Annotated in this window: 12 protein-coding genes; 8 read left to right on the top strand and 4 right to left on the bottom strand. The window is 66.9% G+C overall.

Translation table 11 applies throughout. The features are described 5' to 3' along the window. Positions 1–2 precede the first annotated feature (2 nt). Positions 3–416 (top strand): outer membrane protein assembly factor BamE, encoded by a 414-nt coding sequence (locus tag RZE77_RS32765; RefSeq protein ID WP_319442840.1) that lies wholly within the window; start codon positions 3–5, stop codon positions 414–416. Positions 417–428: 12 nt separating this feature from the next. Here RZE77_RS32765 and RZE77_RS32760 read toward each other — a convergent pair whose 3' ends face one another. Then, complete coding sequence (locus RZE77_RS32760) at positions 429–1,346, bottom strand: LysR family transcriptional regulator (RefSeq protein WP_319442839.1); 918 nt, start codon at positions 1,344–1,346, stop codon at positions 429–431. A gap of 126 nt (positions 1,347–1,472) precedes the next feature. On the opposite strand from RZE77_RS32760, the gene RZE77_RS32755 reads away from it, so the two are divergent. The 5 genes from RZE77_RS32755 (at position 1,473) to RZE77_RS32735 (ending at position 6,122) form a co-directional block, all read left to right on the top strand. Beyond that, positions 1,473–2,474 (top strand): tripartite tricarboxylate transporter substrate binding protein, encoded by a 1,002-nt coding sequence (locus tag RZE77_RS32755; protein ID WP_319442838.1) that lies wholly within the window; start codon positions 1,473–1,475, stop codon positions 2,472–2,474. Between the two features lie 15 nt (positions 2,475–2,489). Continuing rightward, the gene (locus tag RZE77_RS32750) at positions 2,490–3,680 is read left to right on the top strand and encodes a M20 aminoacylase family protein (RefSeq protein WP_319442837.1); all 1,191 of its coding nucleotides are present in this window, start codon (positions 2,490–2,492) and stop codon (positions 3,678–3,680) included. Between the two features lie 31 nt (positions 3,681–3,711). Beyond that, positions 3,712–4,656 carry an AraC family transcriptional regulator gene (locus RZE77_RS32745; protein ID WP_319442836.1) on the top strand — a complete coding sequence of 315 codons (945 nt, stop codon included), beginning with the start codon at positions 3,712–3,714 and terminating at the stop codon, positions 4,654–4,656. 24 nt (positions 4,657–4,680) lie between these two features. Further along, entirely contained in the window at positions 4,681–5,118 is a 438-nt protein-coding gene (locus RZE77_RS32740) for a DUF4019 domain-containing protein (protein ID WP_319442835.1), read from the top strand. Positions 5,119–5,195: 77 nt separating this feature from the next. Beyond that, the gene (locus tag RZE77_RS32735) at positions 5,196–6,122 is read left to right on the top strand and encodes a protein NO VEIN domain-containing protein (protein ID WP_319442834.1); all 927 of its coding nucleotides are present in this window, start codon (positions 5,196–5,198) and stop codon (positions 6,120–6,122) included. A 44-nt stretch (positions 6,123–6,166) separates the two neighbouring features. Here RZE77_RS32735 and RZE77_RS32730 read toward each other — a convergent pair whose 3' ends face one another. Next, positions 6,167–7,048, bottom strand: a complete 882-nt coding sequence (locus RZE77_RS32730) for a LysR family transcriptional regulator (RefSeq protein WP_319442833.1) — start codon at positions 7,046–7,048, stop codon at positions 6,167–6,169. A gap of 103 nt (positions 7,049–7,151) precedes the next feature. Here RZE77_RS32730 and RZE77_RS32725 point away from each other — a divergent pair, with 103 nt between their 5' ends. Together RZE77_RS32725 and RZE77_RS32720 are read left to right on the top strand one after the other, a co-directional pair. Continuing rightward, a complete protein-coding gene (locus tag RZE77_RS32725; protein WP_319442832.1) occupies positions 7,152–8,093 on the top strand; it encodes an NADP-dependent oxidoreductase in 942 nt (313 codons plus the stop codon). Between the two features lie 41 nt (positions 8,094–8,134). Beyond that, positions 8,135–9,004, top strand: coding sequence for an SDR family oxidoreductase (locus RZE77_RS32720; protein WP_319442831.1), 870 nt, complete (start codon positions 8,135–8,137; stop codon positions 9,002–9,004). On the opposite strand, the gene RZE77_RS32715 is transcribed toward RZE77_RS32720, so the two are convergent. Both RZE77_RS32715 and RZE77_RS32710 read right to left on the bottom strand, forming a co-directional pair. After that, entirely contained in the window at positions 8,979–10,667 is a 1,689-nt protein-coding gene (locus RZE77_RS32715) for an AGE family epimerase/isomerase (RefSeq protein WP_319442830.1), read from the bottom strand. The genes RZE77_RS32720 and RZE77_RS32715 overlap by 26 nt on opposite strands. Next, the gene (locus tag RZE77_RS32710) at positions 10,664–11,740 is read right to left on the bottom strand and encodes a hypothetical protein (RefSeq protein ID WP_319442829.1); all 1,077 of its coding nucleotides are present in this window, start codon (positions 11,738–11,740) and stop codon (positions 10,664–10,666) included. Before RZE77_RS32710 ends, RZE77_RS32715 begins: the two co-directional genes overlap by 4 nt. Positions 11,741–11,752: the final 12 nt, after the last annotated feature.

The following is an 11,752-nucleotide window of genomic DNA, read 5'->3' as shown; positions in this document are numbered from 1 at the left end:
CCATGAACAAAATACAAAAACGGATAGCGGCTCTTGCACTTGCCGGCGCGGCGCTGGTGGGGCTGCAGGGCTGCGGCACCGCCTGGGTGAGCAAGGGTTTGACGGACGACGGCCGCGTGAGCGAGCCGGTCTTTCCGGATATCCAGAAGGACGCCTGGCTGAAGGACGGCACCTTTCCCAACGTGTCCAACCTGCATCAGGTGGCATCCGGCATGAGCAAGGACCAGCTGCAGGACCTGCTCGGCAAGCCGCACTTCAATGAAGGCCTGGTGGATGTGCGCGAGTGGGACTACGTCTTCAACCTGCGTACCGGCCAGGGGCCCGCGTTCATCACTTGCCAGTACAAGGTGATCTTCGACAGCAGGCACAAGGCGCAGTCGTTCCACTGGCAGCCGGCAAGCTGCCCCGGCCAGTAGGAAGAAAGCGCCTCAATCGTGCAACCGCTCCGCCACAAACTCGCGCAGCAAGGCCATCGAAGGCGCCTCGGTGCGGCCGACGAGGGTCACGATGGCAAAGCGCGTGCCGCTCAGCAGCGGCGGCGTGGTCACCAGTTCGACCAGTTCGCCGGCCTCGATGCCGCTGCGCGCAGCCGTCACGATGCCGAGAAAAATGGCGTCGGATACCCGCACGGTCTCGATCAGGCTCGCGATTTCTTCGCAGCGCAGGCTGACCGCCTGCTGCGGATTGGCCCGCGGGCCGAAATGCTCGATCAGGATCTGCGTGACTTCCTCGGCCAGCGGCGTCGAAGCCAGCGGGTAGCGAAGCACGTCGTCGAACGACACGCCTTTTTTCGAATTCTTCCTTGCCATGGCAAGCAGCGGATGGCCGCGCCTGCAGACAAAGCCCGCCCGCATTTCGCTCACGCGCTCGATGCGCAGGTCGGGCGCGGGCACCAGGCCGCGCGTGTCGATCACCAGCGCGTCGAGCGTGCGCTGGCGCAGCTGGAGCAGCTGCACTTCGATGGAGCCGCGCGCGAGGTGCACGCGGACCTCGGGGTGCCGCTGCGCGATGTGAATGAGGAACGGCGTCATGAGCATGACGCCCGGGCCCGAACCCAGGCCGACGCGGATGTCGCCGGCGTTGCCCTTCTTGAGCAGCTCCGCGTTGCGGCGCAGTTCCGCGGCCTCGAACACCAGGCGCCTGGCGCGCGTGGCCACGGCCTCGCCCAGGGGTGTGAGCTCGTTGCGCTTGCCCATGCGATCGATCAGGCGGGCGTCCAGATCGTCTTCGAGCATGCGGATGCTGCGGCTCAGGGCCGACTGCGTGAGATGCAGTTGCTCCGCGGCGCGGCTGAACGAGCCGGTTTCGGCAACGGCCAGCAAGTGTTCCAGCTGTCTGAGGTTCATGGCCCCGTCTCCCATGCATGAGTCTTTTTTCTTATATCAAGAAAAATTATGCATTAGACAAATAGTAGGCGCATTCCTACATTTGCGCCCTGCCTTCCGTCCCATCCACTGTCCCACAAGAACGCCGTGATCCTCCTCTCTGAATTGCTGAAGAAAGCTCTGCTGGCCGGCCTGTTGCTGCTGCTGGCGGGTGCCGCCGTTGCGGCGGACCCCTTTCCCGCGAAGCCGGTCGTGATGATGGTGCCCTACCCGGCGGGCGGCCTCTCCGACACCATCGCGCGCCTGGTGAACAACCCGCTTTCGAAGCACCTGGGCCAGCCGGTGCCGGTCGAAAACCTGGGCGGCGTGAGCGGCGCCATCGCGGCGCAGAAGGTGGCGGGGGCGCCGGCGGACGGCCACTACCTGTTCCAGGGCTCGCCCAACGAGCTGATTCTTTCGCCGCTGGCCAATGCCGCCGTGCGGTTCAAGAGCGAGGAGTTCCGCCTGGTGCAGATGATCGGCGTGGCGCCAATGGTGATCCTGGCCCGCAAGGACCTTCCCGCCAACACGGCCGATGAACTGGCCACGCTCGCGCGCAGCGTCTCCAGGACCCGGCCGCTGACCTATGGCAGCGTGGGCATCGGCTCGCTCTACCACGTGCTGGGCGAGCACATGGCGCAGACCCTTGGCGCGACGATGGTCCACGTGCCCTACAAGGGCGGCGCACCGCTGCTGCAGGACCTGGGCGGCGGCCAGCTCGACTTCGTCATGCTGCCGGTGTCCCTGCAGCAGATCGCGCTGGCCGAGCAGGGGCGCATCAAGATCATTGCCAGCATCAGCGCAACGCGCGCCGAGCTGCCCGCGCTCAAGAACATTCCCACGGTCAACGAAGGCACCCTGCTCAAGGGCTTCAACTTCTCGACCTGGACCGGCTATTTCGTCCGCAAGGACACGCCCGACGAGGTGGTGCTGCAGCTGAACAAGGCACTGGGCGCGGTGCTGTCGGAGCCGGCGGTGCGCACCCAGTTGGAAGCGCAGAACATGCTGCTGGCCCAGCCGATGAGCCTCGCGGAGGCCAACAAGGCCTTTGCGGCCGAGACCGCCCGCTTCCGGGCGATCGCCAAGGCGATCAACCTGCAGCCGCAGTAGGCGAGGGGCTGATCCATGAGCGCCATGTTGGAGGCCCTGCAGGCCCATGCCGATGAATTCGTCGCCATGCGGCGCGACATCCATCGCCACCCTGAACTCGCATTCGAGGAATTCCGTACCAGCGACCTGGTGGCCGAGCGTCTCGCCCAATGGGGCTACGCCGTGGAGCGCGGCCTTGGCGGCACCGGTGTGGTGGGCCAGCTCAGGCGCGGCACGGGCGGCAAGCGCCTGGGCCTGCGCGCCGACATGGATGCGCTGCCGATCGTCGAGGCCACGGGCCTGGCGCATGCCAGCACCCGCCACGGCGTGATGCACGCCTGCGGCCACGACGGCCACACGGCCATGCTGCTCGCGGCGGCGCACCACCTGGCCACGCAGGGGCAGTTCGACGGCACCCTCAACCTGATCTTCCAGCCCGCCGAGGAGGGGCAGGGCGGCGCCAGGAAGATGATGGAAGACGGTCTGTTCGCCAAGTACCCGTGCGACGCGATCTTTGCCATGCACAACATGCCCGGCCATCCGCAAGGCAAGCTGCTGCTGCGCGAGGGCGCGGCCATGGCCTCGTCGGACCACGTGACGATCAGGCTCGAAGGCACGGGCGGCCACGGCGCCATGCCGCACCGCGCGGCGGACCCGGTGGTGGCCGGATCGGCCATCGTCATGGGGCTGCAAAGCATCGTGGCGCGCAACATCGATCCGCTGCACATGGCGGTGATCACGGTCGGCGCATTCAACGCCGGCGCGGCCAACAACGTGATTCCGCAGAGCGCCACGCTCAAGCTGAGCGTGCGGGCGCTGGACCGCGGCGTGCGCGACACGCTGGAGCGCCGCATCACCGAACTGGCGCACGGACAGGCGCAGAGCTACGGCGTCGCGGCGAACGTCGACTACCAGCGCAGCTATCCGGTGCTGGTCAACACGCCCGCGGAAACGGAATTTGCGCGGCAGGTGGCACTGGAACTGGTGGGCGCGGACCGTGTCGAGCCGCAGGCGCGCGCGCTCACCGGCAGCGAGGATTTCGCCTTCATGCTGGAGCAGGTGCCGGGCAGCTACGTGCTGATCGGCAATGGCGACGGCACAGCCGATGGCATCAACGACGGCCACGGCGCCTGCATGGTGCACAACCCCGGCTACGACTTCAACGATCGCAACCTGCCGATCGGGGCGGCCTACTGGGCCCTGCTGGCGCAGCGCTTCCTGGCCTGAGCACGTGGCATGCGCGACGGGCTGAACGCCGATGTACAACCGCTGGTCCACTTCCCATATTGCCGCGCCCCAGCGCGCCGAGTTCTGGCGCGCGGCGAGCCAGGATGCGCTGACGCCGATCACGCCGCGCATTCCCAAGGTCGAGAGCTTCGACGCCACGCTGACGACCCGCAGCATGGACAACCTGATACTCAACCAGGTGCAGGTGGCAACCAGCCACGACGTGGAGTGCACCGACCTCGACCTGTCGCGCAGCGAGATGCCCTTCGTGTTCGTGGACCTGTACCTGTCGGGCCATGTTCAGGCATCGCAGCAGGGCCGCGAGATCATCGCCAGGCCGGGCGAACCGTTCCTGATCGACGGGCGCCGGAACTATCGGCTCGACCATCCGGATCCGGTGAGCATGCTTGCCCTGGCCGTGCCCTATACGGCGCTGGGCAGCCGTGCGCCGGCGGTGGAGGGTTTGATTGCGCAGCATCTTCCCCACCGGGCATCGCTTCAGCTGCTGGCCGGCCAGATGCGCACGCTCAGCGCATGGCCCCATGACCTGGAGCCCGACGAAGCCAGCCATGTGGCGGACGTACTCGTGGGCACATTGCAGGCCGTGCTGCAGGGCACCGGCGACGAGTCGCTGGCCGCCACGAAGCACAGGTGTTTCTTCCGGCGCAGGGTGCAGCAGATCATCGACCAGCAGTACGCCGACCCCGCCCTGTGCCCCGCCAGCGTGGCGCATCAGATGGGGATCTCGGTGCGCACCTTGCACGCGCGGCTTGCGCAGGACGGAACGAGCTTTGGCGCCGAGCTGATGGCGCGCAGGCTCCAGCGCGCCCACGCGATGCTGCGCGGCGGGCCGCACGGCACCGCGACGGTCATCGAGATTTCGGCGCGCTGCGGCTTCAGCTCCCCGGCTCATTTCTCCAGGCGCTTTCGCGCCCGCTACGGCGTTCCGCCCGGCGCGGTGCGGCGAAAGGACTGAACAACTTCAATACACAGGAACACCATGAAACACATCTCTCGCATCATCGCGGCCGCGGCTTTCTCGGGCTGGCTCGCGCTGGCTTCGGCCCAGCCCGCCCAGGAACAGCTGGACCTCAACGCCCTGCAGGCGGCCGGCGTGCAGATCGCGCAGGCCGTGGACCGCAACCAGGCCGCGGTGCTGTGGGACGGTGCTTCGCCGGCGGCCAAGAGGGTGGTGACGCGCGAAGCCTTTGTCGCAAGCCTGCAGCGAAGCCGCGCGGCGCTCGGCGCGGTGGCCTCGCGCACCTGGCTCGGCCTGTCGCGCCAGTTCGTCGGCGCCGGCGACAAGCTGCCGCCCGGCGCCTACATCAACATCGATTTCGTGACCACCTTCGCCGAAGGCAAGACGCAGCGCGAACTCGTCTCGCTGCGGCAGGACGAGGACAAGGTCTGGCGCTTCGTGGGCTACGTGGTGCGCTGAGTGGGCAGATGCCGCAGCACCGGCCCGCGCCGGATGCGGCATACTCCCACCCCCCAACTCGCCAGAGACCCCGCTGAATGGACAAGGAAGTCGACCCCAAAGTGCTCGCCGTCATCGATGAGATGCGGCTTTCCGGACCACGGCTCACGCCGGTCGAGATCGTCGCGAAGATGGGTGTCTTCGACGCGCGGGAAAAGCCGTTCGATCACGCCTGGCTCGCAACGGGCGACAACGTCATTGCCACCATCTGGGCCGAATTCGTGAACATCGGCGACGGCGGACACTGGTTCTGCCTCGAGTCGCTCGACACGCAGCACCGGGTCGGCGGCGGCGTGCGCAGCCCCCAGCAGATCCAGCGCGCCAAGGACCGCCGTGCGCTGCTCAAGCGCACCGTCGATGCGGGCCAGGGCTTTCGCGCCGTGCTGCAGACCAACCGCGTTGCCATTGCCGAACTCGAGAGCAACAAAAGCGCGAAGGTCTCCACGCGGGTGCGCGACGACGCCGAATGGCATGTTGCAAGCTGGGACTCCGACCAGCAGCTCGCGATCCTGGTGCGCGGTGCGCGCGGCTGGGTGCCCAGCGAAGCGGAGATGCAGGCAGCCAAGGCGCGAGGCAGCGTGCCGGTCGCTGCTGCCGGCGATCCGGCCGCGGCGGCTGCCGAGCGGTCGGCCTCGCGGGAGGAGGTCCAGGCCGCCGCCTTGGACTACGTGATGCGCCACTTCAAGGGCTACGGCTACAACGCCGAGGACGTCAGCAGCCAGAAGCTCGGCTACGACCTCGAGGTGTCGAACGCAAAAGGGGCCAAGCTTCTGAGGGTGGTGGTGAAGGGCACGTCCACGGGAGTGCCCAGTTTCCGGCTCACGAGCGAAGAACACGCATGCTCGGCACGCGAGCCGCTCTGGCGGCTGCTGGTGGTTGCCGATGCCATCGGCAGCGCGGCGCAGCACAAGATCTACAAGCCTTCCGAGATGGAGCAGGCGCCGGGGTTCGAGCCGCTGGATTAGCTGGCGGGCACCGCTGCCTTCGGGGTGGCGGACGGCAAGGTCTTCTAGCCGTTCAGCACGAGCGACCCCTGCGGATATTGCTCGCACATGAACTCGACGAACGCCCGGACTTTCGGCGCAGGAAGTCGCCTGGAGGTATGCAGGACCCAGAGCGCAACCTCCACGCCCGAAACCATGCCCCACTGAACCAGTTCTCCGCGCGTCAGCTGGTTCCACGCGATGGACTGCGGTATCAAGGCGGCGCCGGCACCGGCGACCGCGGCGTCGCGAATCATCAGGAACGATGAAAGCCTGAGCCGCGGGACCGGCTCCACGACCAGGCGTCCGTCGTCGAGCGTCCAGTTGCCGCCTTGAAAAGTTGTTGCAACGACGCCTGGAACAGCGCTGACCTTGCCCTTGCCCGGCTTTGGCATGGGCACCGAGGGCGCTGCCACGACCACCAGCCGGTCCTTGGCGAAGCACCGGCCCACGAGGCTGCTGTCAGGGCTCGGATTGATCCGGATCGCGGCGTCGAACTGCTCCTCGACAAGGTCGACCAGGCGATCGTCCGCCACCACCTCGCAGCTGACTTCGGGGTAGGCCGCACAGAACTCGGCGCCGATGCGGCCCATCGCCAGCTGTGAGAACAGCACCGGCGAGGCGATGCGCAAGCGCCCGCGCGGTAGCGACAGGCCCTCGCGCGCGGAGGTCATGGCATCGGCTACCTCGTGCATCGGCCCTTCGGTGCGGTCCATCAGCATCTGGCCGGCCTCCGTGAGCTTGAGCCCGCGGGCGCTGCGCTCGATGAGCCGCACGCCGAGCTGCTCTTCCAGGTCCGCGATGCGCCGGGACAGGGTGGCCTTCGATCTTCCGCTCGCGCGGCTTGCCTTTCCGAGGCCTCCATTCGCCGCGACGAGCGCGAAGTCGGTCAATGCGTTCAGGTCCATGTGTTCCGGATTTGAGACGAGGTGTCTTCATTTTCGGGTCTTCGTTTTACGAATGCAACGGCCTATCTTCTCCTCATCGCAACTTCGAGATGAGGAAATTGAAATGACCAACACCACTACGCAACGCGCCGTGCTGATCCGGGCCTATGGCGGTGCTGCCGCCGCCGAGATCGCCGAGATCGCGCGGCCCGCAGCCGCAGAGGGCCAGGTCCTGGTCCGCGTTCGGGCCGCCGGCGTGAACGGCATCGACTGGAAGGTTCGCGAAGGCTTTGTCCAGAAGGCTTTCCCGCTGCAACTGCCCGCCGTGCTGGGGATCGAGCTTGCGGGCACCGTCGAGGCGCTCGGCCCCGGCGCTTCGCGCTTTCGCGTGGGCGATCGGGTCATGGGGCCGCTGGGCGGGCTCGGCGCCTATGCGGATTTCGTGGCCGTCGACGAGGCGAACCTGGTGCGCACGCCGCAAGGCCTGGACGACGTCCTTGCGGCCGGCGTCCCGGTGGCGGCCGTGGCCGCCTGGCAAAGCCTGCACCACGCGGGTCCGGTCGCCGCAGGCCAGCGGATCCTGATCCACGGCGCCGCGGGAGGCCTGGGCGGCTATGCCGTGCAGTACGCCAAGCGGGCAGGCGCCGAAGTCTTCGCGACGGCGTCGACCGCGCACCTCGCATACGTGCGCAGCCTGGGCGCAGACCACGTCATCGACTACCGGACCCAGCGCTTCGAATCGGTCGCACAGGACATCGACCTGGTGCTCGACTACGTCGGCGGCGAAGTGCTCGATCGCTCGTGGCAGGTGCTGTCGAAGGACGGCGCGATCGTCGGCACGTCGTCGCCCGACATCCTGGCACGCACGCCGTCCGGCCGCCGCGGACTGTGGTTCATGAACAGGCCGGACGCCGCCCTGCTGGAACGGCTGGTGGCAGAGATCGCCCAAGGCACGCTGGTTTCGAAGCTCGGCGAGGTCGTGGGCTTTGGCGACATCCCCGCGGCCATCGAACGCAATCGCACCGACCCGCGCATCGGCAAGGTGGTCGCGGACTTCTCGCGCTGATCGATCTTTTTTATCCCTCTTCAACTTCTCAGGAGATTTTCATGAGCATTCTCGTCACCGGTGCCACCGGCACCATCGGTTCCCTCGTCGTCCAAGGCCTGGCCGCTGCCGGCGCCGAAGTCAGCGCCTTCGTTCGCACACCCGGAAAGCAAGCCTTTCCGGCGGGCGTCAAGGAGGTCGTCGGCGACCTGACCGACGTGCCCTCGCTGCGCGCGGCGCTGTCGCCGGTGCGCACGCTGTTCTTGCTGAACGCCGTCACGCCCGACGAAGTGACGCAAGCCCTCGTCGCGCTGAACCTGGCGCGCGAGGCGGGCATCGAGCGCATCGTCTACCTGTCGGTCATTCATGCCGACAAGTTCACCGATGTGCCGCACTTCACCGGCAAGCACACGGTCGAGCGAATGATCGAGAGCCTCGACATTCCGGCGACCATTCTTCGGCCGGCCTACTTCATGCAGAACGAGCGCATGGTGCAGCAGGTGATCCAGGGCTACGGCGTCTACCCGATGCCGATCGGCTCCACCGGCGTCGCGATGATCGATGCGCGGGACATCGCGGACGCCGCCGTCGCCGAACTGCTGCGCCGCGACCGCGCGCCTGCGCCCTCACCGCGCCTCACGCTGGAACTGGTCGGGCCCGAGCTGTTGACCGGCGCGTCGGTGGCCAAGGCCTGGAGTGCCGCGCTTGGCCGCGAAGTGGCTTATGGCGGCGACGACGTGGCGGCCTTCGAAGGCCAGATGGCCGCGCAGGGGCCGTCCTGGCTGGCCTACGACATGCGCCTGATGATGGCCGGGATCCAGAAGTTCGGCATGCACGGTGCGGAGGGCGCAGCGGATCGCCTGCAGGCCATGCTCGGCCGTCCTCTGCGCAGGTACGCCGACTTCGTCAAGGAAGCGGTTGCCGCGTCGTAAGGGGCGCAAGCCGGCCGCCGCCTTCGAGGTACTTCCAGTACGCCACGTAGCCCGACAGGTAATGCTCCACGTCGTCGATGCGCACGCGGAAGCTGTGGTGGCGGATGAACGAGCTGCCGGCGATGCGTGACGGGTTCCTGAAGAACATCGCGAGCTCCGGCCAGAAGTGCCCCGTCAGCAGGTAGCGCGCACGCTGCTCCAGCGCACGGTAGAACTTCTCGATGTCGAAGCCTTCCAGCAGGTGCGCATGTGCGGCATCGGCCTGCAGGCGGGCGATCATCTTCTGCGCGGCCATCATCAGTTCGAGCAGCGTCGGAAAGGTGGTGATGCGGTCGAGCACGAAGTCGAGGTGGCCGCGCACGTTGTCCAGGCCGAAGCGCAGGTAGCGCTCCTCGGGCCGGTAGAGCGTGAGCTCGTTGACGCAGTAGCTCAGCCAGTGGTCATGCGCTTCCCAATGCCGGGCCGCAATGAAATGCTCGAAGGCCTTCTCGACCGTCCGCAGCCAGCGCGGGTCGCGCGTCAGCCCGTACAGCCGCATCAGGCCGAAGGCGGCTTCGCCGTCGTAGTAGATGATGCGGTTCTCTTCCTTCACGCTGAGGTCGGGGTGGTTGAGCACATGGACGAAGCGGCCCGTTGCCGGGTCCTGCATGTGGACGATGCCGAGCGCCAGCTGCTCGAGCAGCGGCAGGTACTGCGTGTCGCCGGTGAGTTCGGTGTACTTGACCATGGCCAGCAGGCACACGGCATTGCCGCCCAGCTTGATCTCGTCGTCGATGTCGACGAGGAAGGCGGCTTGCTCGCCGCCCGGCAGGGTGATGCGCTGGATCAGCTTGCCGGTCAGGTGGTCCAGCGCCCGCTCGATCGCGGCCTTGTGTTCGGGCTGGCGCGTGAGCTCCCAGCCTTCGAGCAGCGCATAGGTCGAACTGGCGTGGCGCAGCGCGTTATAGGTGGGAATGGCGCGATCGAAGCAGGGAAACCAGCCGTAGTGATACGCCCCGGACGGTTTGACCTGGCGCGCCAGGTAGGCGGTGCTGGTTGCGGCGATGTCGCGGACCCGGTCCGCATCCCACGCCGGCAGGCGCCGGTAGCCGCGGTTGCGTCCCTGGTGTTCGATGGCGTGAAGACCCTTGCCGTCGATGAACACGGCCCGCGTGTCGAAGATCCAGACCGGCTGCTGCGCCTCCGTGGGCCAATGCAGTTCCCGCCCGTGGCGCTGCTTGCCAAACAGCGCGAGGTTGGCGGCGTTCGGCGTCGCTTCGGAAAAATTGCCGTCGTAGAGCACGGCATGCGCGCCGATCTCTTCCTCGAGCATGGCCACCGACAGCTCGGGGTCGAATGCGATGCCGTGGCGAAAGTAGTTGCGCTTGGTTGTTGCGAACGCCTGCTTCAGCGCCTGCCAGGTCATGGCGTGCACGGTATGCACCACGTCCACGCGCAGCCAGATGGGCGCACTGCCCTGCTTGCGCAGCCACGCCTGCAGCAGCTGCGCACCACGGCGCCACACCTCTTCGAAGTTCTTGCCGCGGGCCGTCACGACATGGGCGCGCTCTTTTCCATGGCACACCGACATGAAGAGCACGCCCGCAGCGGAAGCCTCCATGCACTCGGCCCATGTGGCGGCAAGCGCCGGCTTGGCCGAGGCCAGAAGTTCACCCAGGGTCATTGCGCGTTCCTTTTGACGACAACTCCAGGCACCACGCCCTCCTGCCGCAAAGAGGTTTCCAGTGCGAGAAAGGTTTCCAATTCCACGGACGCCGGAGTCCTCGAACGCTCGGCCTGCTGGCGCACCACCTGAATCACGCGCTGGAAAATCTCGCCATCGTGCATGGATGAGCGTTGGTCGCCTTCCTTCCAGCCAAAGACGCGCCAGCCATTGCGCGCCGCCACGTCGTGGTCGAGCGGCCCGAGCGCTTCGAACAGCGCCTTGACGAAAGCAGTACCGTGCAGTTGGTCGCCGTGAATGACGAGGCTGCCGTCCACATACCTGGTTTGCGCCAGATCGGCCGGCAGTTCGAGCCGGCCTTTGGGGTCCAGGATGTCTGCCAGCCGGTTCCACAAGGTGCTGGTCGCATAGGTCTGCGAAAACACCTGCGCCTGCAAGGCCGGCAAGGTGGCGGGCAGCGATTGCTGCGGCGGCTCTCCGCTACGCAGCGCGTACTCAGCCCAACGGGCGGTACCTTCCAGCAACCAACGCGGCTTGAACATGGTGTACCCGTACTGGTACTGATGAAAAAGCTCGTGGAGCGGTGTCACGTTCTGGTTCGAGTGGCTGTTCAGCAGATCGATCCGCGTTGCGCAGTGACCAGCGGGCTCGCTGCTGTCCAGCCGATAGTTCATCACCTCGTCATAGGAGAGCCCGTTGCCCTTCTCCATCTTCAGCAGGAACACATCGATCGAGGCCGCGCGCGCATAGCGCGGCTGGCGCAGCGGATGAGTCATTCCCATCACCTCGGAGAACAAGCGCCGCCCCACCACCAGTTGTGTCGCCACGTCCTCCACCTTGTCGGGCACTCCGTTGCCGTTGAGGTCTCGGGCATCCGGCAGTGCATGGGGGCCGTCGAGCGTATAGACGACGCGGAACTCGCCGCGTACGTAACTGTGCCCCAGGCTGGAAAGCGTCGCGTTGCGCTCGATACGGCAAGCGGCAAGCGCAGCCTCCTGCGCCGCAACGGAAACTGAGATTGCGAGTGCCAGGGCGCAGGCCGCCAGCCTCCGTGCGCCTCGAGCCGCGATCATGCGGTTCTCACG

The organism is Variovorax sp. SPNA7, from assembly GCF_033807855.1.
In the GTDB taxonomy this organism is placed as follows: Bacteria; Pseudomonadota; Gammaproteobacteria; order Burkholderiales; family Burkholderiaceae_C; genus Variovorax; species Variovorax beijingensis.
This window is presented reverse-complemented; position numbering and strand designations above follow the sequence as displayed.